We start from the raw sequence: 25,679 nt of genomic DNA on the forward strand, positions 1-25,679 counted from the left end.
TCAATCATCGCGAGCGGACGAACTGCGGGCATGTTGAGCAGTGCGGCCCCAGAAGGACCATGGAGACGCTAAATTCGAACAATGAGCTCACCCGCCGGGCCCGCGCCGCACACGTCGAACGGCGGTGGCAGGCTTCTCGCAGTCAGCGATCTCCATGTCGGCATCGCCGACAACCGTCCCGTCGCCGACCGGTTGCACCCGTCCGGCGACGAGGACTGGCTCATCGTCGCGGGGGACGTGGCGGAGGAGGCCGAAGAGGTCGAGCGCGCGCTGGAACTGCTCGCAGGCCGGTTCGCCCATGTGGTGTGGACCCCCGGGAACCACGAACTCTGGACGGTGGACAAGGACCCCGTACGGCTCCGCGGCCAGGAGCGGTACGAGCACCTCGTCAAGGTGTGCCGGGAGCTCGGCGTGACGACGCCCGAGGACCCCTACCCCCACTGGCAGGGCGACGACGGTCCGGTTGCGGTCGCCCCCGTGTTCCTCCTGTACGACTACTCCTTCAGGGTTCCGGGCGTGACGTCGAAGGAGGAGTCCCTCGCGCGTGCCCACGACGCGGGTGTCGTGTGCACCGACGAGTACCTGCTGCACCCCGACCCGTACGCGACCCGGGACGACTGGTGCCGGGCGCGGGTGGCGCTCACCGAACAGCGGCTGGCCGCCCATGACCCCGACGTGCCGCTCGTGATCGCCGGGCACTGGCCGCTCCTGCGTGAACCCACGTCGGTGATGTGGTACCCGGAGTTCGCCCAGTGGTGCGGCACGGAACTCACCGCCGACTGGCACCGTCGCTTCAACGTCGCCGCGGTCGTCTACGGACACCTCCACATCCCCCGTACGACCTGGCACGACGGCGTACGGTTCGAGGAGGTGTCGATCGGCTACCCCAGGGAGTGGCGGAAGCGGGGCCATCCGCGTGGACTGCTCCGGCAGATCCTTCCTTACGGGGGACAGGAGCCCCCGGCCACGAAGGGCGAGGGCTCGTGATCGAACGTCTTCTTCCCGCGTACGTCGCCTGCTCGGACACGCACGAGACGGATGCGCCGGAGGGAAGCCTGTACCCGGAGGAGGTCCGGCAGGTGGCCTCCAGCGTGGACCGCCGGCGACACGAATTCGCGGCCGTACGCGCCTGTGCGAGAAAGGCCATGGCCGACCTGGGACTGCCTCCGGCGCCGGTGCTCTCGGGGCATCGGGGCATGCCCCGGTGGCCCGAGGGAACCGTCGGCAGCATGACGCACTGCGAGGGGTACCGGGCGGCGGTACTGGCCAGGACGTCCGACGCGCGCGCGGTCGGTATCGACGCGGAGCCGAACGCGCCGCTTCCGCCCGACGTGTGGGAGGTGATCTCCCTGCCTTCGGAACGGGCGAGGAGGCCCTTGGGCGCGGACAGCGGGACGGTTCACTGGGACCGCCTTCTGTTCAGCGCCAAGGAGAGCGTCTTCAAGACGTGGTTCCCGCTCACCCGGATCGAACTCGACTTCTCCGAGGCGGACATCGTCTTCCGCTCGAGCCCCGACAGCGCCACGGAAGGCACCTTCACTGCGGAACTCCTGCGGGTCGCACCCGGGATGCCGAGCGCGTACGAGGGCCGATGGCTCGTCGACGACGGCTTCGCGGTGACCGCGATCGTGCTTCCCGCGACTCCATTCGTCTGACGGCAGCCGCGGCGCGCCGGCGTCGCGACGGGGCGCGGTGAACGGATGCCGTCGGCCGGTTCGGGCGGGGGAGGTGCGCGTCGGCCGCCGTTGACGTGCCTGTGGCGGGCGTCCTCGGCCTGTCTGTCCTACGCCTGACCTGCGCCTGTGCGACGCCTGTATGGACCGCCCGCAGGCAGGCGTGAGCGGTCGTACGTCCATAAGTTGATCATGACGTGGCCGGCACGTGCTGCGGGGCCGTCGCGGTGCCGTGCCGTGCCGTGCCGTCCGTGTCGTGTCGTCCACCGTGTGTCAGGGGAGGTGTATCGGCGCTCGCGCTCGGGGGCAGCGTCAGCGGTGCTCCGGGGTCCGCCACGATCGAGCGATAGCGGCGATAACGTAATGGTGTTAGCGTTGATTTTGCCCAGGTCCGTGGAACCGGCGGATCGTCCATGTCCTCAGGAGCATCGTCATGACCGAGCAGCACACCACCAGCACGCGCAGGGTCGCTCTTGTGACCGGGGGCTCGCGAGGTATCGGCCGGGAGAGTGCCGAGCGGCTGGCGTCCGACGGATTCGCGGTGGTCATCAACTACGCGGGGAACAAGACCGAGGCGGAAGCCGCGGTCGCGGCCGTCGTCGCTGCGGGTGGCCAGGCCGTCGCGCACCAGGCGGACGTCGCGGACGAGGCGGCGGTCGCCGCGCTGTTCGACGCGGCCGAGGAGGCCTTCGGTGGCGTCGACGTGGTCGTCCACGCCGCAGGGATCATGTCCCTCTCGCCGCTGGTCGATCTCGACCTGGACGCGCTGGACGGGATGTACCGCACCAATGTCCGCGGCACCTTCGTCGTCGACCAGCAAGCGGCACGCCGACTGCGGGGCGGCGGGGCCATCATCAACTTCTCCAGCTCGGTGCTGGCGCTGGCCATACCCGGATACACCGCCTACGCCGCCACCAAGGGCGCTGTGGAGGCGATGACGCTGATCCTCGCCCGTGAGCTGCGTGGCCGGGACATCACGGTCAACGCGGTCGCGCCCGGGCCGACCGCCACCGCCTTGTTCCTGGACGGCAAGGACGAGGAGACCATCGCGAGGATGGCCGCGCAGCCTCCCCTCGAGCGGCTCGGTGCCCCCGAGGACATCGCGGAGGTCGTGTCCTTCCTCGCCGGCCCCGCCCGCTGGGTCAACGGTCAGGTGCTGCGTGCCAACGGCGGCATCATCTGAGGCGGTGCCCCTGGTCCGCCCGGTCCGCGGGCCGGGAGGGCAGGCCGGTCACGGAATGGCTGCCGTCCGGTGCCACCGTCCGATCCGCGCAGCACGCGCCTTGATAGCGTCCCTCCGGTGAGTACACGAGCGCGCATCCTCGAAGTCGCGGCCCGGCTGGTCGCGGAGTCTCCTGACGGGGAGATCTCCACGCGCGCCGTGTGCGAGGCGGCGCAGGTCGGCGCGCCGGCCCTCTACCGGCACTTCGGGGACAAGGAAGGTCTGCTCTCGGCCGTCGTCGATCACGGCTTCGACGCCTACCTGGCGACCAAGCGGGAGCGAGGCGACACCACCGATCCCGTCGAGGACCTGCGGAACGGATGGGACAGCCACGTCGACTTCGCTCTCCGCAACCCCAATCTGTACCGGCTGATGAACTCACCGGCGATGCGGACACCGCCGGGATCCGCCATCGAGGCGCACCGCATCCTGACGCACGACCTCGAGCGGGCCGCCGCGCAGGGCAAGCTGCGCGTCGCCCCCGAACTGGCCGCCCAGATGATCATGTCCGCCACCACGGGTGTCGCGCTCATGCTGGTGTCCCGGCCCGTGACCTTCCCGGACGTCGGCATGTCCGCGCGCGTGCGCGACGCGGTGCACGCCGCTGTATTCACGGCGGACGTGTCCCCGGGTGCGCCTGTGGAGACCGCGGTACCCTCCGCGGCGGCGACGCTGGGTGCTCTGCTGCGCCGGTCGCACGGATCCGGGCTCAGTACGGCCGAATCGGCGCTGATGACCGAATGGCTGGACAGGGTCTCGAACGCCGAACGCTGAGCGGGCCGGGGAGACGGGTGCGGGGAGCGGCGTGTCCTCCGCCGCTCCCCGCACCCGCAACCGGTGGGATCGTCACCCCTGGATCCGCTGCTCCTGCGCGTGAAGCTCGGGCCCGAGATCCCCTGCCATCGCCTGGACCATCCGCAGGTGCGTGTCGGCCTCCGACTGCCGGCCCTGGCGCTCGAGGGTGCGCCCGAGCATCAGGCGGGCGTAGTCCTCGACGGGGTTGCGCTCCAGCACCTCACGCAGTTCCGTCTCGGCCTTGCCGAGCCGCGCCGAGTGGTAGTAGGCGCGCGCCAGCAGCAGCCTCGGGGCCACCTGCTCCGGCACCTCCTGCACCAGCCCGCCGAGGATCCGCGCGGCCGTGAGGTACTCCTTGGCCTCGAAGAACATCTGCGCCCGGTCCCAGCGGTCGGCGGGCGTGCCGAACTCGTAGTAAGTGTCTTCCATTTCTCCTCCTCGGCCGCAATGCTCTCGGTGGGCTGAACACCCCGAGGTAGTTAAACATTCCACTAAATATTCGGCGTGGGGACCGGCGCTCCACGGCCCTGCCGGAATAGGTTGTGCGCCATGAGCAATCTCGATCGCCAGGCCACTCCCTCCGTGTGCGGGGGACGCGGCTTCGTCGTCGCCGAGCCGGTGCGTGAACTCCTCACCCCGCGCCATGTCCAGCTCGGCGAGTCCACCGAGGTGCGCAGGCTCCTTCCCAACCTGGGGCGACGCATGGTCGGCGCCTGGGCGTTCGTGGACCACTACGGTCCCGACGACATCGCCGACGAGCCCGGAATGCAGGTCCCGCCGCACCCCCACATGGGCCTGCAGACGGTGAGCTGGCTTCACGAGGGGGAGGTCCTGCACCGTGACAGCCTGGGCAGCCTCCAGCAGATCCGGCCGCGCGAACTGGGTCTGATGACGTCGGGCAGGGCCATCAGCCACTCCGAGGAGAGCCCGAAACCGCACGCCAGGTTCCTGCACGGCGCCCAGCTATGGGTTGCCCTGCCCGGCTCCGACCGCCATGTGGAGCCCCGCTTCGAGCACCACACCGGTCTGCCCGCCGTCACGGCACCGGGCCTCACCGCAACCGTGATCCTGGGAGAGCTCGACGGTGCCGCGTCACCCGGTACGGCCTACACGCCGATCGTCGGAGCCGACCTGACGCTGACCGCCGGGGCCGAAGCTCGGCTGCCGCTGGACCCCGACTTCGAGTACGCCGTGCTGTCGATGTCCGGCGAGGCCGAGATCGACGGCGTTCCGGTCCTGCCCGGATCGATGCTCTACCTCGGCTGCGGTCGCACCGAACTGCCGCTGCGCGCCGCCTCGGACGCCGGGCTGATGCTGCTCGGCGGTGAGCCGTTCGCGGAGGAGATCGTCATGTGGTGGAACTTCGTCGGGCGCTCGCACGAGGAGATCGAACAGGCGCGCCAGGACTGGATGGAAGGGCCCCGGTTCGGCGAGGTGAAGGGCTACGACGGAGGTCGGCTGCCCGCTCCCGAACTGCCGCCCGTGGCGCTGAAACCGCGAGGAAGGGTGCGCTGAGCCGCACCGATGTGGCGCGCGAACGGACGTGGCCCGGACGCGCAGGGGCCGGGGACGGCGTCCACGCTGCGTGGTCACCGTCCCCGGCCCGGCGTGGTGCAAGAAGGCGAGGCCTAGGAGACCTTCACCCAGTCGAGGGTGCGTTCCACGGCCTTCTTCCAGCCCGCGTAGCCTTCCTCGCGCTGCTCCTCGGACCACTGCGGAGCCCACCGCTCGGACTCGTGCCACTGGGCGCGCAGTTCGTCGGTGTTCTGCCAGAAGCCCGTCGCCAGCCCCGCCGCATAGGCCGCGCCGAGCGCGGTGGTCTCCGCGACGACCGGGCGGCTGACCGGGACACCGAGGACGTCCGCCTGGATCTGCATGCAGAGATCGTTGGCGGTGACGCCGCCGTCCACCTTGAGCACGTCGAGGTGGACGCCGGAATCCTGCTCCATGGCTTCGACGACGTCACGGCTCTGGTAGCAGATGGACTCCAGGGTCGCCCGCGCCAGGTGGGCGTTGTCGTTGTACCTGGCGAGCCCGACGATCGCGCCGCGTGCGTCGGAGCGCCAGTAGGGGGCGAACAGGCCCGAGAACGCGGGGACGAAGTACATGCCGCCGTTGTCGTCGACCGACCGGGCAAGCACCTCGCTCTCCGCCGCGGTCTTGATGATCTTCATCTGGTCCCGCAGCCACTGCACGGCGGAACCGGTCACGGCGATGGAGCCCTCCAGCGCGTAGACCACCGGGCTGTCGCCGAACTGGTATGCCACCGTGGTGAGCAGCCCGTGCTGGGAACGGACAAGTTCCGTACCCGTGTTGAGGACCAGGAAGTTGCCGGTCCCGTAGGTGTTCTTGGCCTCGCCGGGTGAGAAGCAGACCTGCCCGACGGTGGCGGCCTGCTGGTCGCCGAGGACCCCGCCGATGGGGACGGCCGCGCGCAACGGCCGTGAGGTGCGGGTCGTTCCGTAGGCCTCCGCATGGGAGGAGGGGTTGATGGTGGGCAGCATCGACCGGGGGATGTTGAAGAAGCTCAGCAGCTCCTCGTCCCAGTCGAGGGTCTCCAGGTCCATCAGCATGGTGCGGCTGGCGTTGGTCACGTCGGTGGCGTGGATGCCGCCGTCGGGGCCGCCGGTCAGATTCCACAGGACCCAGGCGTCCGTGTTGCCGAAGATCGCGTGACCGGCCTCGGCGGCTTCCCGTACGCCGTCGACGTTCTCCAGGATCCACTGGATCTTGCCTGCGGAGAAGTAGGTCGCCGGCGGGAGTCCCGCCTTCCGGCGGATGACGTCGCCCCGGCCCGACCGTTCGAGCTCGGCGGCGATGGCGTCCGTACGGGTGTCCTGCCACACGATGGCGTTGTAGTAGGGGCGCCCGTTGCGCGGGTCCCAGATCACCGTTGTCTCACGCTGGTTGGTGATGCCGATCGCCGCCAGGTCACCCGGCGCGATGCCCCCGAACCTCAGGGCGTTCTGCATCACGGAGTTCGTGCGCTCCCAGATCTCCACCGGGTCGTGTTCCACCCAGCCCGAACGCGGCAGGATCTGGGCGTGCTCCAGTTGGTGCTTGGCGACCTCGTTGCCGCCATGGTCGAAGATCATGAATCGTGTGCTGGTGGTCCCCTGATCCACCGCGCCGATGAAGTCCGCCATGATGTACCACCTCTCCGGCCGGTGTGGTCAGTCCTCGGGTGCCGGGACGCGTCCCGGTGGCTCGGGCTCCGCGGACGGCAGGAACCGTCCGACGAATGCCTTGTACAGTCCGGCGCCGAGCAGGCCGCCGACGAGAGGGCCGACGATCGGGACCCAGAAGTAGAGGTTCCCGTACTGATCCCGCCAGGCTCCGTTGTATCCGGTGATGAAGCTCGCCAGCCGGGGGCCGAAGTCCCGGGCCGGGTTGATCGCGTAACCCGCGTTGGTTCCCCATGCCATGCCGATGGCCACCACGACCAGACCGATGATGAACGGGGCCAGGTTCGCGCCCGGCGGCGTGTTCAGCATGTCGGTGATGGCCATGATCAACAGCAGCAGGATGGCGGTGCCGATGACCTGGTCACGGAACGCACCCCACTCGTGCACCGGCAGGGCCGGATTGCCGTTGGCGGGGAGAGTGGAGAACACCGTCTGTGTCTTGGTGGTGTGCCCGGGGTCGGCCTTCGCCAGTGCCTCCGTGTAGTTCCAGCGGACGAGAAGGGCGGCCACGAACGCGCCGGCCGTCTGCGCCAGGAAGTAGGGCGCCACCTTGCTCCACGGGAAGCCCCGGAACGTGGCGAGCGCGAGGGTCACCGCGGGATTGAGGTGGGCGCCACTCAGCCGTGCCGCCACGTAGACACCCAGCGTGACACCGAGCCCCCACGCCCAGGCGATGCTGTCGTGGTCCCCGAGTCCGCCGGGCGGATCGGTCAGGGCTCCGCCGGCCACCACCTGGGCCACCACGCCACAGCCGAAAAGAATGAGGATCATCGTGCCCGCGAACTCGGCGGACAATTCACCGAGCAACCCGGACCGTGTGCTCCGTTTCGCCATGGAAACTCACCCTCCGCCGGCTGACCGGCCATCGACTGCCTGCGATCCCGGTCAGGCTAGGACGACTCGAAGAAAGCCGCATATCAGGATGAAAGGATTTTCTGGGTGCGACGCGCCGCAGAGGGGCACCGGAGCCCCGGCGACGTGCCGGAGCTCCTCGGGGGCGTCGCCGCCGACGCGAGGGCGACTTTGGGCTGTTGGTGGGAAGCGCCCCTCGGACCGGCCGGCCCTGCGTGCGCCTTCCACGCCCTCGATCAGCCCCGACCCGCCTGGCGCCGTGCCTGGATCACCTGCATCACGACCGGACTCCCGGCCTCGGGCGCTTGCAAGAGGTGGGTGGCAGTCACGGTGAAGTGGTGAGCGGCGAGCAACTCCTCCCACAGACCTGGGTCCAGGACCCACATGTGCGTGGCGATGGGTTCCTCGTCACGGAGCCGGATGACCTCCGGACGCGATTCCACCGAACCGGACGGTCCATGGCCATCGCTGTCGGTGTGCAGTGCGGAGAAGACGAGCGGCGCGCCGCCGGTCAGCCCGTCGCGCAGGGCGGGCAGCAGGTGGTGGGGATCGATGCAGCCGAAGGTGCGGACGCCGTAGGCCGCCTCGTAGAGCTCACTCCCGCGCAGGTGAGCGGCGATGTCCGCGCAGAGGAAGCGGACGCCCGGTTCGTCGCGATGAGCTCGCGTGGCGCGCCGGTGCTGGGTCGGCGAGATGTCGACGCCGCATACGAGGGCTCCGTGACCACGCGCCAGGTGGACGGCGTGGTGGCCGGGGCCTGATCCGATGTCGAGCACGCGTCTGCCCCGGATGTCTCCGAGGAGCTCGGCCCCCGGCCCTACGGCCGGCCAGAAGCCCCAGTCGATGCGCTGCGGTACAGGCGGCTGGAAACCATGGTCCAGCTGCCGCTGTCCGTAAAGGGTCCAGGTCTGTTCGTTCTGTCTCTGCGACGTCACCGTGTCTCCGTTCCGCCGGACGGGATATGCCCGTGCCGCCGCAGTTGAATTCCCCGAGGCGTGGATTCGGCTGTCCCGGGCACAGGCATGTGGACTCCTGGAAGCGGGTACCGGCCCGGGGGCGAGAGGTCGGAAGCGTCGCTGCGGGCCAATAGGGTGAATCGCATGTCAGTCACGATGAGCTCAACCAAGACCCGCGCGGCCCTCCGCGTCTCGGCACGCGTCTCAGGCGAATTGCTCCTGGTCCTTGTCATGACCGCAGTGGCGTTGTGGTTGCTGGGGCGCATGTGGTCCGTCGTCTGGCCGCTCGTGGTCGGCCTGCTGCTCACGACCCTGACGTGGCCGCTGACGCGATTGCTGCGCCGGCGCGGATGGCCACCGGCTCTCGCCGCTTCCACCGTGACGGTGCTGTTCCTCCTGGTGGCCGGGGGAGCGGTCGCGTTGATCGCGGTGCCCGTGGCCTCCCAGTCAGGGGAACTGGCCGACGGCGTGGTCGAAGGCATCCAGCGGCTGCGCGAGTGGGCCTCCGGGCCGCCCCTCAACATCGGTGACGACCAGATCACCGGCGCGTTCGACTCCGCGACCGCCCGTGTCCAGGACAGCGTCGGCAGCATGGTCACCACGGTCGTCACCGGCGTGAGCACGGTGGTCAACGGTGTGGTCACCGCAGTCCTGGCCGTCTTCCTCATGTTCTTCATGCTCAAGGACGGCCCCCGGTTCCTGCCGTGGCTCGCGCGTCAGCTGCCCGGCCGGCTCGCCACCGATGTTCCCACCGTGGCGGCGCGTGGCTGGGACACCCTGGGTGAGTTCGTGCGCTCCCAGGCCTACGTCGGCCTGCTCGACGCCGTTCTCATCGGTCTCGGCCTCTGGATCGTGGGTGTGCCTCTGGTGCTGCCTCTGGCCGTGCTGACGTTCGTCTCCGCGTTCGTGCCGATCGTGGGTGCGCTGTTCGCCGGCTTCGTCGCGGTTCTCATCGCCCTGGTGTCGAACGGACTGACCGACGCGCTGATCGTGCTGGCGATCATCGTGGTGGTGCAGCAGCTCGAGGGCAACGTGTTCCAGCCCATGATCCAGAGCCGGGGGCTGGGCCTGCACGCCGCGGTCGTCCTGCTGGCGGTGACGTTGGGCGGCAGCCTGGCCGGCATCGTCGGCAGCCTCCTCGCCGTACCCGCCGCCGCGCTGATCGCCGTCGTCTGGAACTACGTACGTGAGCAGCTCGTGGAACCGGGCGAGGAGCCGGAGGTCCAGACGTCACCCAGCCCTGTCGGTACCCCGTCATGAAGCGTGCCGACGCGTCCGGCCGCCCGGCCTGAGGGTGGGGCGGCCCCGCCTCGGGGGAGTGCCTCACAGCTGGTGGCCACCCAGAACACCACCTACAACTATCCGGCCGACCTGGCCCGCCGGCTGGCCGGCCTGGATCTGTTGTCCGAGGGCCGGGCCGGCTGGAACGTCGTCACGACCGACAACGCCTGGACCGGTGCCAACTTCCGCCGCGGAGGCTGGCTGGAGCACGAACGCCGCTACGAGCGGGCGGGACAGTTCGTCGAAGCGGCCAAGGAACTGTGGTCCTCCTGGGCCCCGGACGCCGTCGCGCCCGACGGCCGCGCCACGAGCTGGGCCAGGCCCGGTGCCGTCACCCCGGTGGAACGCGACACCGACCTCGTGCGCCTGCGTGCCACCGCCACCGTGCCGGGCAGCCGTCAGGGGCGCCCGGTGCTCTTCCAGGCGGGGGACCCGGACGGCGGCCGCGAACCGGCCGCCCGCCACGCGGACGTCGTCTTCTCCGCCAACACCGAGTACGGCAAGGCCGTGGCGTACGCCGCCGACCTCCGGGAGCGGCTGGCCCGACACGGCCGTTCACCGGACTCGCTGCGGATCCTGCCGGGCGCGAGCGTCGTGCTCGGGGACACCACGGCCGACGCGGAGGAGAAGGCCCGCTGGGTACGCGGCGAGCAGGTCAGCGGGCCGCGGTCGATCGCCTTCCTCGAGCAGTACTGGGGCACCGACCTGTCCGCCTACGACCCGGACGGACCGCTGCCCGACATCGAACCCGATGAGCAGGAGCTCGACCCCTCGCGCGGCACGATCTCCGTCGAACGCCGCACCGGCAAGCAGGCACTGATCCGGAAATGGCGAGACCTTGCCACGGAACGCGGTCTGACCATCCGTGAACTGGTGCTCGAAGTGTCCCCGGGACATCCGTCCTTCGTCGGAACACCCTCGTCCGTCGCCGACGAGTGGACGCGCTACGTGCGTACCCGCGCGGTCGACGGCTTCAACCTCCTGCCGCATCTGCTCCCGGCATCCGTCACCGACATCGTCGACACGCTCGTGCCGGCACTCCAGGAGAGGGGCGTCTACCGCACCGCGTACCAGGGCACCACCCTGCGCGAACACCTCGGCCTTCCCTCCCTGGGGTGAGAACGGCAGGGCCCTGAGAGGGCCGGCACCGGTCGGCGGGGGCACGCGCGCGGGCCCGCGCCGTCCGGGGTTCCCGGGGGAGTGGTCCGGGAACCCCGGCGGACGGCGCCGGTCCGCGCGAGCGTCAGAGGCGGCCTCCCGGAACTACCGTGAACGTACCGGGACCGGCCGGCAGCGGAACCGTGTACCGGAGCAGATAGGTGTCCAGATACGGTGACCGGGCCCCTCCCGTGGCGATGTCGTCGGCAGGGTCGTCCAGGGCCAGCCCGAGCCGTGCTCCCTCGACCCGGATCGTCCCGCCGGAAGGAGTGTCACGCCACGAGCCGGTCCGGATCGACCCGATCTCCACCGCCAGGACGTGCCCTGCCGCGAGGGTCCAGTCCGTCGCCTTGAGATCGACGGAGAGCTTCCCCGTCCTCAGCAGCGAGACCTGTTCGTCGAACATGACCGCCGTGCCGTCGGGGGCGACGTCGTACAGCTTGAGCATCACGTTGCCCTCTCCCCGTGCGGTCAGGGAGACGCGCGGGGTGCCGGTGACCCGCACGGCCTTCTCGAGCGCTTCGGACCACACGAAGAAGCTCGACGTGACCGCTCCGGGCCGTGGGAGCCGCGCCTGTTTTTCGGCAAGCCCCTTCGGCGCCGCCGGGTCGATCGCGGGCGCGTTCTCCAGGTCCCAGTCGCCCGAGGGCTCCACACGTTCCCGGGGCGCCTGCCCGTCGGGTCCGACGAGGCCGGCGATCGAGGAGAGGCCGCCGTCGTCCACGTACGATCCGCCACCGAGGGAGATCGACACGGAGCGCTCCACGGCGGGCCAGGTCTTCTGGGCCCGCCACGCGCCGGTGGAGTCCTCGACGGAGTAGGCCGGGTAGCGGACGGCCGGCCTGACGCCCTTGAGGTACTGGTCGTAGAAGGAGAGGGTCTCGTCGTACCAGCCCTCACGTCCCATCGCGAGGCGGCCGTCGCCGGTGCGGTCCCCGCCCCGGACGTGCTCCCACTGGCCGACCCAGCCGCGCTCGGGGCCCTTGTGGTTGTCGAGGTACTCCTGCATCTCCTCGGGCTTGGTGTTGTTCTCGATGAAGCCCTGGGTCACGAAGAGGGGGGTGTCCGTGCCCCTGGCGGCCTTCGCCAGGTCCCGTGAGGTCCAGAACGGGTCGTGCTGGTCGGCGATCCGGTACCCCGCCGAGTTCTCCGTGAGGCACTCGGGATGGGCTTCCTCGTAACGCGAGTTGGCCAGGTAACGCGCGTCGTCGTCCGGCAGCTGGTCCAGCGTGGCGATCGAGTTGTAGGCGTTGGCGGTGCCCGTGACGTTCGGGCGGGGCACGCCGTTCGAGTAGATGTACTGGTACATGTCCCACAGCGGCTCCTGGGCGACGACGGCCTTGAGAGCACGCTGGTCCAGGTTGTTGCCGATGAGGCCCGTCACGGCGTCGTAGGACTTGCCGTACAGGCCCACCGCGCCCGTGGACCAGGGCTGCTTCGCCGCCCAGTCGATCGCCGCCTTCACGTCGGCCTGTTCACCGGGGCCGCCCCAGTCGAGGCAGCCGGTGGAGCCGCCGAAGCCGCGCAGGTCGACCATCACGAAGGCGTAGCCCTGGTCGAACAGGTCGGTGCCCTCGATGAAGTCCTGGAACCGGGCCGAGGGGCCGGTATGTGACCATCCCTCGGCACCTGACTGCCCGGAGTGCCCGAAGTACGGGCCGACGGACAGGATGACGGGCACCTCGGCCTTCCGCGGAAGCCCCTCGGGAAGCAGCACGTCCGCGTGCAGTTCGGTGCCGGAGCGGTCCGAGGACGGGAAGTAGTGCTGCGTCCAGAGCGAGCCCTCCGGGACGCGGTCGTTCTCCTCGTGGGTGACGGGGTCGGTCGCGGTGGCCACCTGGGGACCCCGCGCCGCGGCCGGCCCGGAGGCGGCTGCGGGGGCGGCGAGGAGTCCGGCCGACGCGAGGACGGTGACGAGTGCTGAGGCGGCCCATCCGGCCGTTCGACGTGCTCTCACATGCTTCTCCCGGCTCGGTGGGTACGGGGTTTCGCAGTGGTGCGGGCCGAGCAGCGGCCCCGGCACGTCCGGTGGACGCCAAGCCGGTCGCGTACGTCCGCGGAGCTGGATCACCGCCGCGCACAGGAACCGGAGCCGACGGCGCAGGAGTCTAGGATCACTCCGGCCGCGCTACAACAGCCCGACGTGTCTTCGGTGTTACCGATGTGACCGGCGGGTGCTCCGCGGTGCGCTCGACGGTCCACCCGGTGGTGCCCACCCGGTGGTGCCCGCGCCGTGGCCGCACCACTACGGTGCGCGGATGCGTATGTACCTCTCTTCGTTCCGGACCGGGGACCGGCCGGAGGAAATGCTTGCGCTGCTGACCCGCCCCGCCCCCACGGCCGAGGTCGCCGTCGTCGCCAACGCGGTCGACGCGCTGCCGGCCGAAGAGCGCCGAGCGGCCGTCGAGCGGGAGTCCGCCCCGCGCGACGGCCAGGCCCTCGTGATCGACGGGGACCGCCGCCCCCGCGTGTGCCGAGGCGGGGATCACCGGTGGCTCAGCACATTGACCACGGTGCCGTCGGGGTCAAGGACCAAGAACCGGCGCACCCCCCACTCCTCGTCCCGCAACGGGTACACGATGTCCGCGCCGCTCTCCCGCATCACCGCGTACGCGGCGTCCACGTCGTCGACCTCGATGCTGATGTCGGGCACGACCGGTGCGCTCCGGTCATGGCTCGTCAACGTCACCTGCGCGGTGGGACAGGAGGAGGACGCGAGGGTCATGACCCATCCCTGGTTCATGACCTCCTCGAATCCGAGGAGTCCGTAGAAGTCCCGGCTCTCCTCCATGGCCTCCGAGCGGATGTCGGGCACGACCCGGCGGACGGGCATGGGCGGCTCCTGCGCAGGGGAGGGCGGACGCGTTCGCGGCTGCCCTCGGAACGGTGCGGACGTGAAGACCCGCCGGACCGGCGCCAACGGTAGCCTGTCCGATCATGACGCGTGCCTGGATCCTGCCGATGTCGCTCGTGCTGAGCGGTGTACTCGTCGCGACCGCGCAGGTCCGTGACGGGTCGCCCGTCCTCGCCGTGGTGCTGCTCCTGGTGTTCGCCGTTCTCGCCTGGCTGTACTCACCGCTGGCGTTCCCGCGCTCGATCGGCGCGGTGGAGGCACAACGCCGCAGCGCGGCCGACGGCAGGCCCGTCGTCTACTGGCGGGCCGGGTGCGTGTACTGCCTTCGCCTGCGGATCCGGCTGGGCAGGGACGCCCGCCGGTCGCACTGGGTCGACATCCGGCGCGACCCGGCCGGAGCGGCGGAGGTGAGGGCGGCCAACGGCGGTGACGAGACGGTCCCCACGGTCGTGGTGGCGGGCCGGCCGCACGTCAACCCCGATCCCGCGTGGGTGCGAGGACAGCTGCCGCCGTCCGCCTGAGGGGCGTTCGGATGTCCCGTGTGCCGCCGGGGACGACGGACGCCGGGACGGCCCTCGGTGGGGAACCGAGGGCCGCCCCGACGTTGCTCAACGCCTCGTGCGGACCAGCAGGTAGAGGAAGTACGGCGCACCGATGAGGGCCGTCATCAAGCCCGCACCGAGCTGCGCCGGGGCGATCACCGTACGTCCCGCGAGATCGGCGAGGCACACCAGCGCCGCTCCCAGGAGGAGCGCGACCGGTACCACCCGCACGTGCCGACGGCCGACCAGGGCGCGTGCGGCGTGCGGCGCGACCAGCCCGACGAAGGCGATCGTCCCCGCCGCCGCCACGGCGGTGGCGGCGAGCAGCACGGCCATGACGAGCAGGCCGAGCCGTGCCCGGGGGAGCCCCATACCGAGCAGCCTGGGGGTGTCCTCGTCGAGTGCGACGAGGTCCAGTTCCCGGCGACGGACCACGGCCAGGACGATGCCGACGGCGAGCACGACGGCCACCGGGACCACATCGGGCATGTTCCGCCCGTATGTCGAACCGGACAGCCAGGTGAGGGCCTTCGTCGTGTCGAACGGGTCGCTGAGCACGATGACCAGGCTGATCAGCGCCGCCGCTGCGGCGGAGACCCCGACGCCCAGCAGGACCAGCCTGTTCTGCTGGAAGCCGCCCCGCGCGGCCAGCCCGAACACGAACGTGGCGGTGACCGCGGCACCGCCGAAGGCGGCGCCCGCGATCTCCCACGAGCCGGGGGACTGCACGGTGGTCACCAGGAGGACGGCGCCGAGTCCGGCGCCTCCGGAGACGCCCAGGACACCTGGCTCCGCGAGCGGGTTGCGGGTGACGGCCTGCACCAGGGTGCCGGACAGCGCGAGCGCACCGCCGGCGAGGAGCGCGGCCGACACCCTGGGCACCCGGGTGTCGAGGACGAACGTGACGACCCTGCCGGACCTGCCCTGCGCCCAGTTCATGACGTCGCCGAGCAGCAGCTTCGAGTCGCCCAGCAGGACGGCCGCGAAGAGCACGCCCACCAGGACGACTGCCAGAACGGCCACGGTGACCAGGAACGCCGTCCGGCCGGGGATCCGCAGCCGGTCGGGTGCCTCGGCCGAGGCGGTGTCACGGAGGCGCAACGCCATGACGACGAGGAACACTCCGCCGACCACGGTGGTGACGACCCCGGTCGGTACCTCCACGGCGGTGTCGGCGGGCACGACGGCCCGCAGCAGGACGTCCGAGCCGAGCACGAGCGCGGCACCGACGAGTCCCGTGACCGGGAGGCTCACCCGGGAACGGACGAGCCCCCGGAACCGGCGGGTGAGGGGCCGGACGAGTGCGGGTGCGCAGAGTCCGACGAAGCCGATCGGGCCGGCGAGCGTGACCGCCGCGGCGGAGAGCAGGGTCGCGACCACGACGGTGGTGACCCGGGTCCCGCGCACGGGGACCCCCAGTCCCCGGGCGGCGTCGTCGCCCAGTGTCAGGGCGTCGATGCGGCGGGCGAGGAGCATCAGCCCCGCCAGGCCGGCCACCACGACCGGCGCCATCCGGACGACGGCGTCGAAACCGTTCTGGCCGACGCTTCCCTGGTTCCAGCTGTACAGGCCCTCGGTCTCCTGGGGGAAGAGGAGGAGCAACGCCTCGGTCACCGCGCTGAGTCCGAGGGCGAGCGCGGTGCCCGCCAGGACGAGCCGCACGGTGCCCTTGCCCAGTCCGGACAGGCCGAGCACGACCGCCGCGGCGGCGAGGCCGCCGACGAACGCCGCGCCGGACGAGGCGAGGAGCGGGAGGGAGACGCCGGTGACGGCGACGATCCCGAGTGCCAGGTAGGACCCGGCGTTCACGGCGAGGGTGTCCGGCGAGGCGAGCACGTTGCGGCTGACCGCCTGCAGGGCGGCGCCGGCCGTGCCGAGTGCCACGCCGACGAGGACGGCGGCCACCATCCTCGGGAGCCGGGACGCGATGACGACGGAGGAGTCCCCGGCCGCCGCGTTCCCGGTGAGCGCGTCCCAGACCTCGGACCCGCCGACGTCCGCGGTGCCCTGCGTGATGTCGACGGCGGCGAGGACCACGACCAGCAGCACGAGCGTGGCCGTCACGGCGACCGCGCCCGTCGTGGCCGCGACGGACCGGTCACGGCCGGCCACGGTCTTCTCGATGACGGCCACGGTGTGCTACTTCGTCAGCGCGTCGACGAGGGAGTCGATGTACGCCTCCATGGAGCGGGGACCACCGAACATCCAGACACCGTCGGGCAGTCGGTGCACGTCACCGGCCTTCACGAACGGCAGCGACTTCCACACGGCGTTCTTGGCGAGCGGGCCGGCGAAGGCGTCACCGTCGGCGTCGTTCGCGACGTAGGTGAACTGGACGTCGCCGAGACCCGTGAGGCCCTCGACATCGGTGGTGGCGAGGCCGTAGCTCTCGTCGCCCTTCAGGGTCCAGGCGTTCTTCAGACCGAGCTTCTCGTTGACCGCGCCGAGGAGGGAACCGCCGGTGTAGGCGCGGACGGACACCTGGTTCGACGCGACGTAACCGTCGGCGGAGGCGATCTCGGCGCCGCCGAGGCCGGCGTCCGCGAGGGCCTTCTTCCCCTCGGCCACGCTCGTGTCGAAGTCCTTCTTGAGGGCGGCCGACTCGGACTCCTTGCCCGTGGCCTTCGCGATGAGGTCGAGGCCCTCCGTCATCGTGCCGATCTGGTCGGCGGCGTCGGCCGACGTGATCTCGATGACGGGCGCGACCTTGCGAAGCTGCTTCACGACGGCGGGCGAGAGGTCGCTGGTGGCGACCACGAGATCGGGAGCGAGCGCCGCCACGGTGTCGATGCTCGGCTCGCCGCGGGTACCGATGTCCTTCGGGGACCCGGTGAGCGGTGCCGCGGTGTTCCACGCGGTGTAGCCCTTCACGTCCGCGACGCCCACGGGGTCCACTCCGAGCGCGACCAGGTCCTCGACGACGTTCCACTCGGTGGCGACGACCTTGGTCGCCGGGCCGTCGAGGGTCACCTTCGTGCCCTTGGCGTCGGTCAGGGTGATCTTCTCGGCGGGCTTGCCCGAAGCGGCGGATGCGTCGTCGGAGGACGGCTCGGTGGTCCCGCAGGCGGCCAGGGAGAGGGCGGCGACGGCGACGGCGGCCGTGGTGAGGAGGTGGCGTCTCATGAGGTGGTGCTGAGCCTTTCGGATCTGGAGTGGTGGCGGCCGATCGCGCGGGTGCGCAGGCTGCCGGTGGCGGGGTCGGTGTCCACGTCGATGCGGATGCCGTAGACGTCCGAGAGAAGGCCGGGTGTGAACACGTCCTCGGGCACGCCGTCGGCGACGACGCGTCCCGCGTGCAGCAGCGCGACGCGGTCGGCGACGGCGGCCGCCTGGTCGAGGTCGTGGAGGACGACGCCCACGGCGATCCCGTGGTCGTCGGCGAGATCGCGGATCAGGTCGAGGAGTTCGACCTGGTAACGCAGGTCGAGATAGGTGGTCGGTTCGTCCAGGAGCAGGACGCCTGTCTCCTGCGCGAGACAGCTGGCGAGCCACACCCGTTGGAGCTGGCCACCGGAGAGCTGGTCGACGCCCCGGGCCGCGAGGTCCTCCACACCGGTGAGGCGCAGCGCCCGGTCCACGGCGGCGGTGCCACGGGGATCCGGGCGACCCCAGCGGCCCCGGTGGGGGTAGCGGCCGAAGTCGACCACGTCCCGCACGGTGAGTCCGCCCGGCGTCGACCGCGACTGCGTCAGGAGGGCCACGCGGCGCGCGAACTCGCGGGCGCCGAGCGCGAAGCCGTCCTCGGCCGCGTCCGTTCCGGCGTCGACCGTGAGCGAGCCGGTCCGCGCGCTCTGCAGCCGGGCCAGCGTGCGCAACAGGGTCGACTTCCCGCTGCCGTTGGGGCCCACGAGGGCGGTCACCTCGGCGGGCCGCAGCGTGAGGGCCGCCCCGTGGACGACATCGACGCGGCCGTACGCCACGGTCACGCCGTCGGCGGACAGCCCGTGGCCGCGCCTGGGCGGCCCGACGGCGGACACAGGGGTGCCCACAGCCGTGGAAGTGCTCTCACCAGCTCTCATGGGCATTAGGTTAGCCTGCCCTTACGCGCCTTCGAACCGCGGCCCCGGCCCCGGGAGCCGTCGGGCTCTCCCCGCAGGCACGCGCCGAGGGTGAACGCCCGGCATGCCGATCCGTGGCGACGCCGGTGTGCGTGACGTCCGCGGCGCATACGGATCGTCGGCCTCCCGGGGACGGTCCCGGGAGGCCGACGAGGTGATCCGTGAGGCGAACGCGCCCGCGGGTGTGTCAGGGGCGGCCGGTGAGATAGCCGCCCATGGACGTGAAGTACTCGGTCGCGGGCAGTTCCCGGCCGTCCTCCGTGCGGACACGGGTGACGGCGAGGCCGTGGTTCCGGCCGGTGCGGGCGTCGGACCCGGCGACGATCACCACGCCCTCGCCCTCGCGGTAGAAGACGCGGCCCGGGGTTCCGCCGTACCTGCCCTGGGACACCACCGCGGCGAGGATCTCGACGCGCCTGCCCCGGTGGAAGGTGAAGGCGCTGGGATACGGCTCGGACTGGGCGCGGACCAGGCGTTCGAGGTCTTCGGCCGGCCAGTTCCAGTCGATGCGGATGTCCTCGGCCGCACGCTTGTGGAAGAAGGTCGCCTGGGAGCGGTCCTGCCGGGTGAACTCCGTCTGTCCCGCGGCGATGAGGTCCAGTGCGCCGATCGTGACCGGGCCGATGAGGTCGACGGTCTTGTGGAAGAGGTCGGTCGCGGTGTCCGTGGGGCCGACCGCGACCGCCTCCTGCCGGACGATGTCGCCGGCGTCGAGTTCGTCGTTCATCATGTGCGCGGTGACGCCCACTTCGGACTCGCCGTTGATCAGTGCCCAGATCAGCGGGGAGAAGCCCGCGTACTTCGGCAGCAGGGAGTCGTGGATGTTCAGCGTGCCGTGGCGCGGGAGGCCGAAGATGCGCGGAGGGATCCAGGTCCGCCAGTTGTTGGCCACGATGATGTCCGCGTCGGCCTCCTGGAGGCGCGCGAACAACTCGTCGTCGTCCGGCCGGTTGCGGATCAGCACCGGTACGTCCCGCGCTTCGGCGAGGTCGGCGACGGAGTCGCTCCAGATCTTCTCGTACGCGTGCTCACTCCTGGGGTGTGTCACCACCAGCACCACGTCGTGCTCGGAGTCCAGGAGGGCTTGCAGGGTGCGGTGCCCCCAGGTCTGGTACCCGAACATGACGACCCGCATGTGTTCCTCCTCGGTACAGGCAATGACGAGTACCTAGTAAAGCGAGGCTTGCCTTAGTACGCAACAGGGCTGCCTGATGGCCCTGTTGGGAGGCCTTGTGTCGGGCCGGCGTGTTCCGTGCCCTATCGACAGCCGCGCGAGATGAGCTTAGGCTCACCTAAATTACGGCGGGCCACTCAGTTCGGTGTGCCCGGACTTCGGATACCCCGCGACTTCAGGCGGCTTCCCCGCACGATCGGAGTGACATGTCTCAGGTTCAGCCTGGCGACGCACCTCAGGTCCTCGACCTCATCGGCATCGGCTTCGGTCCGTCCAACGTGGCCATGGCCATCGCGATCAGCGAGCACAACACGGACGCAGCAGCACAACAGTCCGTCTCCGCCCACTTCTTCGAGCAGCAGCCGCGCTTCGGCTGGCACCGCGGGATGCTGATCGACGACGCGACGATGCAGGTGTCCTTCCTCAAGGACCTGGTGACGCTCCGGAACCCGACCAGCGAGTTCAGCTTCCTCTGCTACCTGAAGAGCAGGGGGCGTCTGGTCGACTTCATCAACCACAAGAACCTCTTCCCCCTCAGGGTCGAGTTCCACGACTACTTCGAGTGGGCGGCGGCCAAGGTCGGCGACATGGTCTCCTACCGTCAGGAGGTCGTCGGTGTCACACCCGTCCTGAACGACGGCGGAGCCGTGGAGTACCTGGACGTGACGGTCCGTTCGGACGAAGGGCTGACGGTCCACCGGGCCCGCAACGTCGTCATCGGGACCGGGCTGCGCCCCCTCATGCCGGAAGGCGTGGAACGCGGCGACCGGGTCTGGCACAACTCCGAACTGCTGGCGAAGGTGGAAGGGCTGGAAGGCGCCTCGCCCTCCCGGTTCGTCGTCGTCGGCGCCGGACAGAGTGCCGCCGAGAACGTCGCCTACCTGCACCGCCGCTTCCCCGAGGCCGAGGTCTGCGCGGTCTTCTCCCGCTACGGCTACAGCCCGGCCGACGACAGCAGCTTCGCCAACCGCATCTTCGACCCGGGTGCGGTCGACGAGTACTTCGCCGCGCCCGGCGACGTCAAGCGCAGGCTGATGGACTACCACGGGAACACCAACTACTCCGTGGTGGACATCGACCTGATCGACGACCTCTACCGGCAGATGTACCAGGAGAAGGTCCTCGGCACCGAGCGGCTGCGCTTCCTCAACGTCTCCAGGCTCGCCGCCGTCGAGGAGAAGCCGGACACGGTCCACGCCACGGTGACGAACCTCGTCACGGGGGAGGAGGCCGTCCTGGACGCCGACATCGTGGTGTTCGCCACCGGTTACAGCCCCGTCGACCCGCTCGGCCTCCTCGGTGAGGCAGCCGGAAGCTGCCTGCGCGACGAGGAGGGCCGCGTGCGCGTCGAGCGCGACTACCGCATCGCCACCGAGGCCGGCCTGAGCTGTGGCATCTATCTCCAGGGCGGCACGGAACACACGCACGGCATCACCTCGGCCCTGCTCTCCAACACCGCGATCCGGGTCGGCGAGATCCTGGACTCGCTGCTCGCCCGTGGGGTGAAGGCCACGTCCGACGAGGCCCGGCCGCTGGCGGACGCCTCCTAGGAAGTCCGGGCTCTCCCGCACGTCCCGGCTCCCGCCGTCCCCGAGTTCCGCCGGGACGGGCACGCGGCGCCCGGCCCGGTGAGCGGACCCGGCGGCGGTCCCGCGGGTGCTTCCCGACAGGAGCCGGATTCCCCAACTGCCCCTGAAGCACCGGATGATCAAAGGGATATCGTACGTCGACATGAGCACGAGCGCAGTGGAGCGCCCCGTCATCAGGGGCGCGGCAGAAGCCCGTCGAAGGCGGGCGGTGGGCCTGGGCGCGCTGGTGGCGGTCCTGGTGGCCGGAGTGGTCGCGTCCCTGGCCGTCGGCGCGCGCGCGTTGAGTCCTGCCGAGGTCTGGCACGGGCTGTTCGCCGCGCCGGACTCCGATCAGCGACTCACCGAGATCAGGCTCATCGTGCAGACGGTGCGGGTGCCCCGGACGGTGCTCGCGGTCGTCGCGGGTATCGCCCTGGGTGTCGGCGGGGCGCTGATCCAGGGCTACACACGGAACCCGATCGCGGACACCGGCCTGCTGGGCGTGAACTCCGGTGCCTCCTTCGCCGTCGTGACGGTCATCGCCGTGTTCGGCCCCACCTCCCCGTTCCAGTACGTCTGGTTCGCGTTCCTGGGGGCCGGGGCCGCCGGCGTCGTCGTGTTCGGGCTGTCCAGCATCGGGCGGGGCGCCGGCAACCCGCTGACGCTAGCTCTGGCCGGTCAGGGGGTCACGGTGTTCCTCGCGGCGATGACCATGGCGATCGCGCTGTCGGACCTGAAGGCGCTGGACGCGCTGCGCTTCTGGAACGCCGGTTCGGTGGCCGGAGTCGGCTTCGACGTCATCGGGCCGGTCGGCGCGTTCGTCGCGGTCGGGGTACTGCTCGCGCTGACCACCCTGCCGTCGCTCAACCTGCTCAACCTGGGGGACGACGTGGCGCGCGGGCTGGGTGTCAACATCGCCCTGAGCCGCACCGTGGGCATCGTCGCCATCACGCTGCTGGCCGGCGCGGCGACCGCCGCATGCGGCCCCATCGCGTTCCTCGGGCTGATGGTCGCCCATGTGGCCCGCTATCTGACCGGGCCGGACTACCGCTGGCTGGTGCCGTACGCGGGTCTCCTCGGAGCCGTCGTGCTGCTGGTCTGCGACATCGTGGGGCGTCTCGTGGTGCGGCCGGGCGAGCTGGACGCGGGTGTGGTCGTCGCCCTGCTCGGCGCCCCGTTCTTCGCGGCGCTCGTCTGGCGAGGAAAGTTCAGGAGCGCATGAACGGCACGGATGTGAAGCGGCCCGTGGTGCCCGGCGTACGGCTGGGCAGCATGTCCTTCGTCTGGCGGCCCTGGCTCGTGTCCGTCACGGTACTGCTGGCCGGGGCCACCTTCCTGGTGTTCTGCGTGTCCATCGGGGTCGGGGACTTCCCCATCGGCGTCCCACGCGTGGTCGCCACGATCTTCGGACACGGCGAGCAGGTCGACGAGTTCGTCATCATGGACCTGCGGATGCCGAGAGCCCTGGCCGGGCTCCTCGTGGGCCTCGCCCTGGGGGTCTCCGGGGCCCTCACGCAGTCCATCGCCCGCAACCCGCTGGCCAGTCCGGACATCCTGGGGATCACCGGTGGAGCGGGTGTCGTCGCGGTGTTCCTGGTGACGGCCTCGGGCGGGGCGGCCGCGGCGGTCGTCAGCACCGTGGGCCTGTCCGCGGCGGCACTCGCCGGCGGCCTCGGGGCGGGCCTGCTGGTGTACTTCCTGGCGTGGCGGCGGGGAATCGACGGATTCCGGCTCATCCTCATCGGCATCTCGGTGACCGCCGTGACCGAGGCGCTCACGACGTGGCTGCTCGCCACCGCCGACATCAGGGACGTGGCACGGGCCCAGGCATGGCTGGTCGGTTCCCTGGACAACCGTTCCTGGGACGAGGTCCGGGTGGTGTTCTGGTGCTCGCTCGTCCTCCTGGCGGTCGTGACGGCCGCCGCGTTCCAGTTCAGGCCCCTGCACCTCGGTGACGAGGTCGCCGCCGGGCTCGGCGTCCGGTTCTCGAGGGTGCGGGCGGTCCTGCTGCTGTGCGCGGTCCTGCTGGCCGCCGCGGCGGTCAGTGCCGCGGGCCCCGTCCCCTTCGTGGCCCTGGTGGCCCCACAGGTGGCGATGCGGCTGGCCCGGCACCCCACGCCACCCCTGGTGGCCTCCGGGCTGGTGGGCGCCCTGCTGCTGCTCGGCGCGGACCTGGTCGCGCGGGCGGCGCTGCCGATCACCCTTCCGGTCGGCGTGGTCACCGCGGCGATCGGTGGCCCGTTCCTTGTATATCTGCTGGTGCGGTCGAACCTCAGACAGTGACGGCGCACGGCTGGACGAAGACGACTGTACGAACCGGACGACGGGGGACCCTGTGGGCGCTCAGCACGGCACGACGAAGCATTCCGCGGCCTCGGACGAAGCGCGGCTCGCCGCCAGAGGTGTCACGGTCGGATACGGCGGACGGACCGTCATCGACGGGCTCGACGTGACGGTGCCGTCAGGGCTGATCACCACGATCATCGGCCCCAACGGCTGTGGCAAGTCCACCCTGTTGCGCACCCTGACGCGGCTGCTCAAGCCCGCCTCGGGAGCGGTCGTCCTGGACGGCGAGGACATCGCCGGGCTCAGGACCAGGGACGTGGCGAAGAAGCTCGGCCTCCTGCCGCAGGCCCCGGTCGCGCCGGAGGGCCTGACGGTGGCCGACCTGGTCGCACGCGGGCGCCACCCGCACCAGAGCTGGCTGCGGCAGTGGTCCTCGGACGACGCATCCGTCGTGGAGCGGGCCCTGGCCATGACCGGGGTGTCCGAACTGGCCGACCGTCCGGTGGACTCGTTGTCGGGAGGGCAGCGCCAGCGCGTCTGGATATCGATGACGCTTGCTCAGGGCACCGACCTGCTGCTGCTGGACGAGCCGACCACGTATCTCGACCTGGCGCACGCGATCGACGTCCTCGACCTGGTGGACGACCTGCACGAGTCCGGCCGCACCGTGGTCATGGTGCTGCACGACCTCAACCTCGCCACCCGGTACAGCGACAACCTCGTCGTCATGCGGGCGGGTTCGATCCTGGCGCAGGGGCACCCGCGCGACGTGATCACGGCCGAGCTGCTGCACGAGGCGTTCGGGCTGAACGCCAAGGTGATCGACGATCCGGTGGGGGACCGGCCGCTCATCGTGCCCATCGGGCGGACCCATGTGCAGCTCAACTGAGCTTTTCGTAAAGGAAATCGCTATAGTTAGGCTAGGCTAACCTCACTCCGTATGGATAAGGTTTGGCTGCCCTCGCACGGGGTGTAGCGGACAGCGCGAAAGCAGGGGATTGACGGATGCTCTTCCACAGATCGACGTTTCCGAAGCCGGGGCGGCGGCTGGCGGCGGCCCTCGCCGCAGTGACGCTCGGCGTCGGCCTCCTCGCGGGGTGCGGTTCCGACAGCGAGGACGGGACGAGCGACAAGGCCCCCGCGGCCGCGTCCGGGGCCTTTCCGGTGACCGTGGAGCACGCCTTCGGATCCATCGAGGTCACCAAGGCTCCCGAGCGGGTCGTCTCCGTCGGCTACACCGACGACCAGGCCGTCCTCGCGCTCGGCATCAAGCCGGTCGGCATGGTCGACCAGTACCCGAACCCGGCCGGCACGTCCCCCGACATCAACACGCAGTGGCCCTGGGTGAAGGACAAGTGGGGCGACACCCGCCCCGAGGTCGTGATGAGCAACGGCGACTCCGGCCCCAACTACGAGAAGATCGCAGCCCTCAGGCCCGACCTGATCATCGCGGTCTACTCCGAGATCGACCGGGCCGCCTACGACAAGCTCTCCAAGATCGCCCCGACCGTGGGCCGCACCAAGGCCGAGAAGGAGCTCTTCAGCGCCCCCTGGCAGGACAACGCGGTCCACATCGCCAAGGCGCTGGGCAAGGAGGACGAGGGCACCGCGCTGGTGAAGGGCATCCAGGAGAAGCTGGACGCCGCGAGTGAGGCGCACCCGGAGTTCGCCGACCAGACGGCGGTCGCGCTGTCCTGGTACGAGGACTCGGTCGCGCCGTTCACCACGACCGACGTACGCGGGCGGCTGGTGACGGGCATCGGCTTCAAGGGAGCGACGAAGATCGACGAGATCGCCGGCGACTCGTTCTACACCAAGCTCTCCCCCGAGCGCATGGACCTGGTCGACGTCGACCGCCTCTTCGTCATCAACGACAAGGCCGACCAGGACGCGCTCAAGAAGTTCGAGCTGTTCACCAACCTCTCCGCCGTCAAGGCCGGAAAGGTGTCGTACATGCTCGACAGCGAGGGTCCGGCGGTCGGTGCGGCCATGTCCCAGGGCACCCTCCTGTCCCTGCCGTACGCGATCGACGAGCTCGTCAAGTCGGTCGAGCAGTGAGGCCCGTCGCCCGCGCC

The 25,679-nt window shown here is 70.6% G+C and carries 23 protein-coding genes; 13 read left to right on the forward strand and 10 right to left on the reverse strand.

What is annotated here, in order from left to right:
• Positions 1 to 81: 81 nt before the first annotated feature.
• The 4 genes from IA22_RS0125880 to IA22_RS0125895 all read left to right on the forward strand — a co-directional run bounded on the left by IA22_RS0125880 (position 82) and on the right by IA22_RS0125895 (position 3,669).
• Positions 82 to 987 carry a metallophosphoesterase family protein gene (locus tag IA22_RS0125880; protein WP_014152473.1) on the forward strand — a complete coding sequence of 302 codons (906 nt, stop codon included), beginning with the start codon at positions 82 to 84 and terminating at the stop codon, positions 985 to 987.
• Positions 984 to 1,655: a 4'-phosphopantetheinyl transferase family protein gene (locus IA22_RS0125885; protein ID WP_030125000.1), complete on the forward strand. Its 672-nt coding sequence runs from the start codon at positions 984 to 986 to the stop codon at positions 1,653 to 1,655. The genes IA22_RS0125880 and IA22_RS0125885 overlap by 4 nt, the downstream gene beginning before the upstream one ends.
• Positions 1,656 to 2,106: 451 nt before the next feature.
• Complete coding sequence (locus tag IA22_RS0125890; RefSeq protein ID WP_014152471.1) at positions 2,107 to 2,856, forward strand: SDR family oxidoreductase; 750 nt, start codon at positions 2,107 to 2,109, stop codon at positions 2,854 to 2,856.
• A gap of 117 nt (positions 2,857 to 2,973) precedes the next feature.
• Positions 2,974 to 3,669: a TetR/AcrR family transcriptional regulator gene (locus IA22_RS0125895; RefSeq protein ID WP_014152470.1), complete on the forward strand. Its 696-nt coding sequence runs from the start codon at positions 2,974 to 2,976 to the stop codon at positions 3,667 to 3,669.
• Between the two features lie 72 nt (positions 3,670 to 3,741).
• On the opposite strand, the gene IA22_RS0125900 is transcribed toward IA22_RS0125895, so the two are convergent.
• A complete protein-coding gene (locus IA22_RS0125900; protein ID WP_014152469.1) occupies positions 3,742 to 4,119 on the reverse strand; it encodes a tetratricopeptide repeat protein in 378 nt (125 codons plus the stop codon).
• A 120-nt stretch (positions 4,120 to 4,239) separates the two neighbouring features.
• Here IA22_RS0125900 and IA22_RS0125905 point away from each other — a divergent pair, with 120 nt between their 5' ends.
• Entirely contained in the window at positions 4,240 to 5,205 is a 966-nt protein-coding gene (locus IA22_RS0125905; RefSeq protein ID WP_014152468.1) for a pirin family protein, read from the forward strand.
• A 113-nt stretch (positions 5,206 to 5,318) separates the two neighbouring features.
• Here IA22_RS0125905 and glpK read toward each other — a convergent pair whose 3' ends face one another.
• From glpK to IA22_RS0125920, 3 genes are all read right to left on the reverse strand, one after another.
• Positions 5,319 to 6,836 carry a glycerol kinase GlpK gene (glpK, locus tag IA22_RS0125910; RefSeq protein WP_014152467.1) on the reverse strand — a complete coding sequence of 506 codons (1,518 nt, stop codon included), beginning with the start codon at positions 6,834 to 6,836 and terminating at the stop codon, positions 5,319 to 5,321.
• Between the two features lie 27 nt (positions 6,837 to 6,863).
• Positions 6,864 to 7,709, reverse strand: a complete 846-nt coding sequence (locus IA22_RS0125915; protein WP_014152466.1) for an MIP/aquaporin family protein — start codon at positions 7,707 to 7,709, stop codon at positions 6,864 to 6,866.
• A 254-nt stretch (positions 7,710 to 7,963) separates the two neighbouring features.
• On the reverse strand, positions 7,964 to 8,662 hold the full coding sequence (locus IA22_RS0125920; RefSeq protein WP_030125001.1) for a class I SAM-dependent methyltransferase: 699 nt from the start codon (positions 8,660 to 8,662) through the stop codon (positions 7,964 to 7,966).
• Between the two features lie 177 nt (positions 8,663 to 8,839).
• On the opposite strand from IA22_RS0125920, the gene IA22_RS0125925 reads away from it, so the two are divergent.
• Positions 8,840 to 9,943, forward strand: a complete 1,104-nt coding sequence (locus IA22_RS0125925) for an AI-2E family transporter (protein WP_386311768.1) — start codon at positions 8,840 to 8,842, stop codon at positions 9,941 to 9,943.
• 72 nt (positions 9,944 to 10,015) lie between these two features.
• The gene (locus IA22_RS0125930; RefSeq protein ID WP_245229603.1) at positions 10,016 to 11,083 is read left to right on the forward strand and encodes an NtaA/DmoA family FMN-dependent monooxygenase; all 1,068 of its coding nucleotides are present in this window, start codon (positions 10,016 to 10,018) and stop codon (positions 11,081 to 11,083) included.
• A gap of 124 nt (positions 11,084 to 11,207) precedes the next feature.
• Here IA22_RS0125930 and IA22_RS0125935 read toward each other — a convergent pair whose 3' ends face one another.
• Positions 11,208 to 13,079, reverse strand: a complete 1,872-nt coding sequence (locus tag IA22_RS0125935) for a CocE/NonD family hydrolase (RefSeq protein ID WP_030125004.1) — start codon at positions 13,077 to 13,079, stop codon at positions 11,208 to 11,210.
• Between the two features lie 528 nt (positions 13,080 to 13,607).
• The gene (locus IA22_RS0125940) at positions 13,608 to 13,955 is read right to left on the reverse strand and encodes a VOC family protein (protein WP_030125005.1); all 348 of its coding nucleotides are present in this window, start codon (positions 13,953 to 13,955) and stop codon (positions 13,608 to 13,610) included.
• A gap of 104 nt (positions 13,956 to 14,059) precedes the next feature.
• Here IA22_RS0125940 and IA22_RS0125945 point away from each other — a divergent pair, with 104 nt between their 5' ends.
• The gene (locus tag IA22_RS0125945) at positions 14,060 to 14,497 is read left to right on the forward strand and encodes a glutaredoxin domain-containing protein (RefSeq protein ID WP_014152461.1); all 438 of its coding nucleotides are present in this window, start codon (positions 14,060 to 14,062) and stop codon (positions 14,495 to 14,497) included.
• 87 nt (positions 14,498 to 14,584) lie between these two features.
• On the opposite strand, the gene IA22_RS0125950 is transcribed toward IA22_RS0125945, so the two are convergent.
• The 4 genes from IA22_RS0125950 to IA22_RS0125965 all read right to left on the reverse strand — a co-directional run bounded on the left by IA22_RS0125950 (position 14,585) and on the right by IA22_RS0125965 (position 19,711).
• Positions 14,585 to 16,651, reverse strand: a complete 2,067-nt coding sequence (locus tag IA22_RS0125950) for an iron ABC transporter permease (protein ID WP_030125006.1) — start codon at positions 16,649 to 16,651, stop codon at positions 14,585 to 14,587.
• A 6-nt stretch (positions 16,652 to 16,657) separates the two neighbouring features.
• Positions 16,658 to 17,641: an ABC transporter substrate-binding protein gene (locus IA22_RS0125955; protein WP_030125007.1), complete on the reverse strand. Its 984-nt coding sequence runs from the start codon at positions 17,639 to 17,641 to the stop codon at positions 16,658 to 16,660.
• Positions 17,638 to 18,537, reverse strand: a complete 900-nt coding sequence (locus tag IA22_RS0125960; RefSeq protein ID WP_030125008.1) for an ABC transporter ATP-binding protein — start codon at positions 18,535 to 18,537, stop codon at positions 17,638 to 17,640. The genes IA22_RS0125955 and IA22_RS0125960 overlap by 4 nt, the downstream gene beginning before the upstream one ends.
• A 226-nt stretch (positions 18,538 to 18,763) precedes the next feature.
• Positions 18,764 to 19,711, reverse strand: a complete 948-nt coding sequence (locus tag IA22_RS0125965; protein WP_030125009.1) for a methionyl-tRNA formyltransferase — start codon at positions 19,709 to 19,711, stop codon at positions 18,764 to 18,766.
• A gap of 245 nt (positions 19,712 to 19,956) precedes the next feature.
• Here IA22_RS0125965 and IA22_RS0125970 point away from each other — a divergent pair, with 245 nt between their 5' ends.
• From IA22_RS0125970 to IA22_RS0125990, 5 genes are all read left to right on the forward strand, one after another.
• Complete coding sequence (locus IA22_RS0125970) at positions 19,957 to 21,300, forward strand: lysine N(6)-hydroxylase/L-ornithine N(5)-oxygenase family protein (protein ID WP_030125010.1); 1,344 nt, start codon at positions 19,957 to 19,959, stop codon at positions 21,298 to 21,300.
• 181 nt (positions 21,301 to 21,481) lie between these two features.
• Positions 21,482 to 22,540, forward strand: a complete 1,059-nt coding sequence (locus tag IA22_RS0125975; RefSeq protein WP_030125011.1) for a FecCD family ABC transporter permease — start codon at positions 21,482 to 21,484, stop codon at positions 22,538 to 22,540.
• Entirely contained in the window at positions 22,537 to 23,601 is a 1,065-nt protein-coding gene (locus tag IA22_RS0125980) for a FecCD family ABC transporter permease (protein WP_030125012.1), read from the forward strand. Before IA22_RS0125975 ends, IA22_RS0125980 begins: the two co-directional genes overlap by 4 nt.
• A gap of 52 nt (positions 23,602 to 23,653) precedes the next feature.
• Positions 23,654 to 24,493 carry an ABC transporter ATP-binding protein gene (locus IA22_RS0125985; RefSeq protein WP_015580054.1) on the forward strand — a complete coding sequence of 280 codons (840 nt, stop codon included), beginning with the start codon at positions 23,654 to 23,656 and terminating at the stop codon, positions 24,491 to 24,493.
• A 116-nt stretch (positions 24,494 to 24,609) separates the two neighbouring features.
• A complete protein-coding gene (locus IA22_RS0125990; RefSeq protein ID WP_030125013.1) occupies positions 24,610 to 25,662 on the forward strand; it encodes an iron-siderophore ABC transporter substrate-binding protein in 1,053 nt (350 codons plus the stop codon).
• The last annotated feature ends 17 nt before the right edge of the window (positions 25,663 to 25,679 follow it).

Source organism: Kitasatospora papulosa (assembly GCF_000717245.1).
GTDB lineage: Bacteria > Actinomycetota > Actinomycetes > Streptomycetales > Streptomycetaceae > Streptomyces > Streptomyces papulosus.

What these genes read in the sequence shown, in the direction of transcription:
- IA22_RS0125900 (WP_014152469.1), bottom strand. Translation starts at nt 4,119, where the DNA reads ATGGAAGACACTTACTACGAGTTCGGCACGCCCGCCGACCGCTGGGAC.
- IA22_RS0125915 (WP_014152466.1), bottom strand. Translation starts at nt 7,709, where the DNA reads ATGGCGAAACGGAGCACACGGTCCGGGTTGCTCGGTGAATTGTCCGCC.
- IA22_RS0125925 (WP_386311768.1), top strand. Translation starts at nt 8,840, where the DNA reads ATGAGCTCAACCAAGACCCGCGCGGCCCTCCGCGTCTCGGCACGCGTC.
- IA22_RS0125960 (WP_030125008.1), bottom strand. Translation starts at nt 18,537, where the DNA reads ATGAGAGCTGGTGAGAGCACTTCCACGGCTGTGGGCACCCCTGTGTCC.
- IA22_RS0125965 (WP_030125009.1), bottom strand. Translation starts at nt 19,711, where the DNA reads ATGCGGGTCGTCATGTTCGGGTACCAGACCTGGGGGCACCGCACCCTG.
- IA22_RS0125940 (WP_030125005.1), bottom strand. Translation starts at nt 13,955, where the DNA reads ATGCCCGTCCGCCGGGTCGTGCCCGACATCCGCTCGGAGGCCATGGAG.
- IA22_RS0125880 (WP_014152473.1), top strand. Translation starts at nt 82, where the DNA reads ATGAGCTCACCCGCCGGGCCCGCGCCGCACACGTCGAACGGCGGTGGC.
- IA22_RS0125955 (WP_030125007.1), bottom strand. Translation starts at nt 17,641, where the DNA reads ATGAGACGCCACCTCCTCACCACGGCCGCCGTCGCCGTCGCCGCCCTC.
- IA22_RS0125990 (WP_030125013.1), top strand. Translation starts at nt 24,610, where the DNA reads ATGCTCTTCCACAGATCGACGTTTCCGAAGCCGGGGCGGCGGCTGGCG.
- IA22_RS0125970 (WP_030125010.1), top strand. Translation starts at nt 19,957, where the DNA reads ATGTCTCAGGTTCAGCCTGGCGACGCACCTCAGGTCCTCGACCTCATC.
- IA22_RS0125945 (WP_014152461.1), top strand. Translation starts at nt 14,060, where the DNA reads ATGACGCGTGCCTGGATCCTGCCGATGTCGCTCGTGCTGAGCGGTGTA.
- IA22_RS0125980 (WP_030125012.1), top strand. Translation starts at nt 22,537, where the DNA reads ATGAACGGCACGGATGTGAAGCGGCCCGTGGTGCCCGGCGTACGGCTG.
- IA22_RS0125905 (WP_014152468.1), top strand. Translation starts at nt 4,240, where the DNA reads ATGAGCAATCTCGATCGCCAGGCCACTCCCTCCGTGTGCGGGGGACGC.
- IA22_RS0125890 (WP_014152471.1), top strand. Translation starts at nt 2,107, where the DNA reads ATGACCGAGCAGCACACCACCAGCACGCGCAGGGTCGCTCTTGTGACC.
- glpK (WP_014152467.1), bottom strand. Translation starts at nt 6,836, where the DNA reads ATGGCGGACTTCATCGGCGCGGTGGATCAGGGGACCACCAGCACACGA.
- IA22_RS0125975 (WP_030125011.1), top strand. Translation starts at nt 21,482, where the DNA reads ATGAGCACGAGCGCAGTGGAGCGCCCCGTCATCAGGGGCGCGGCAGAA.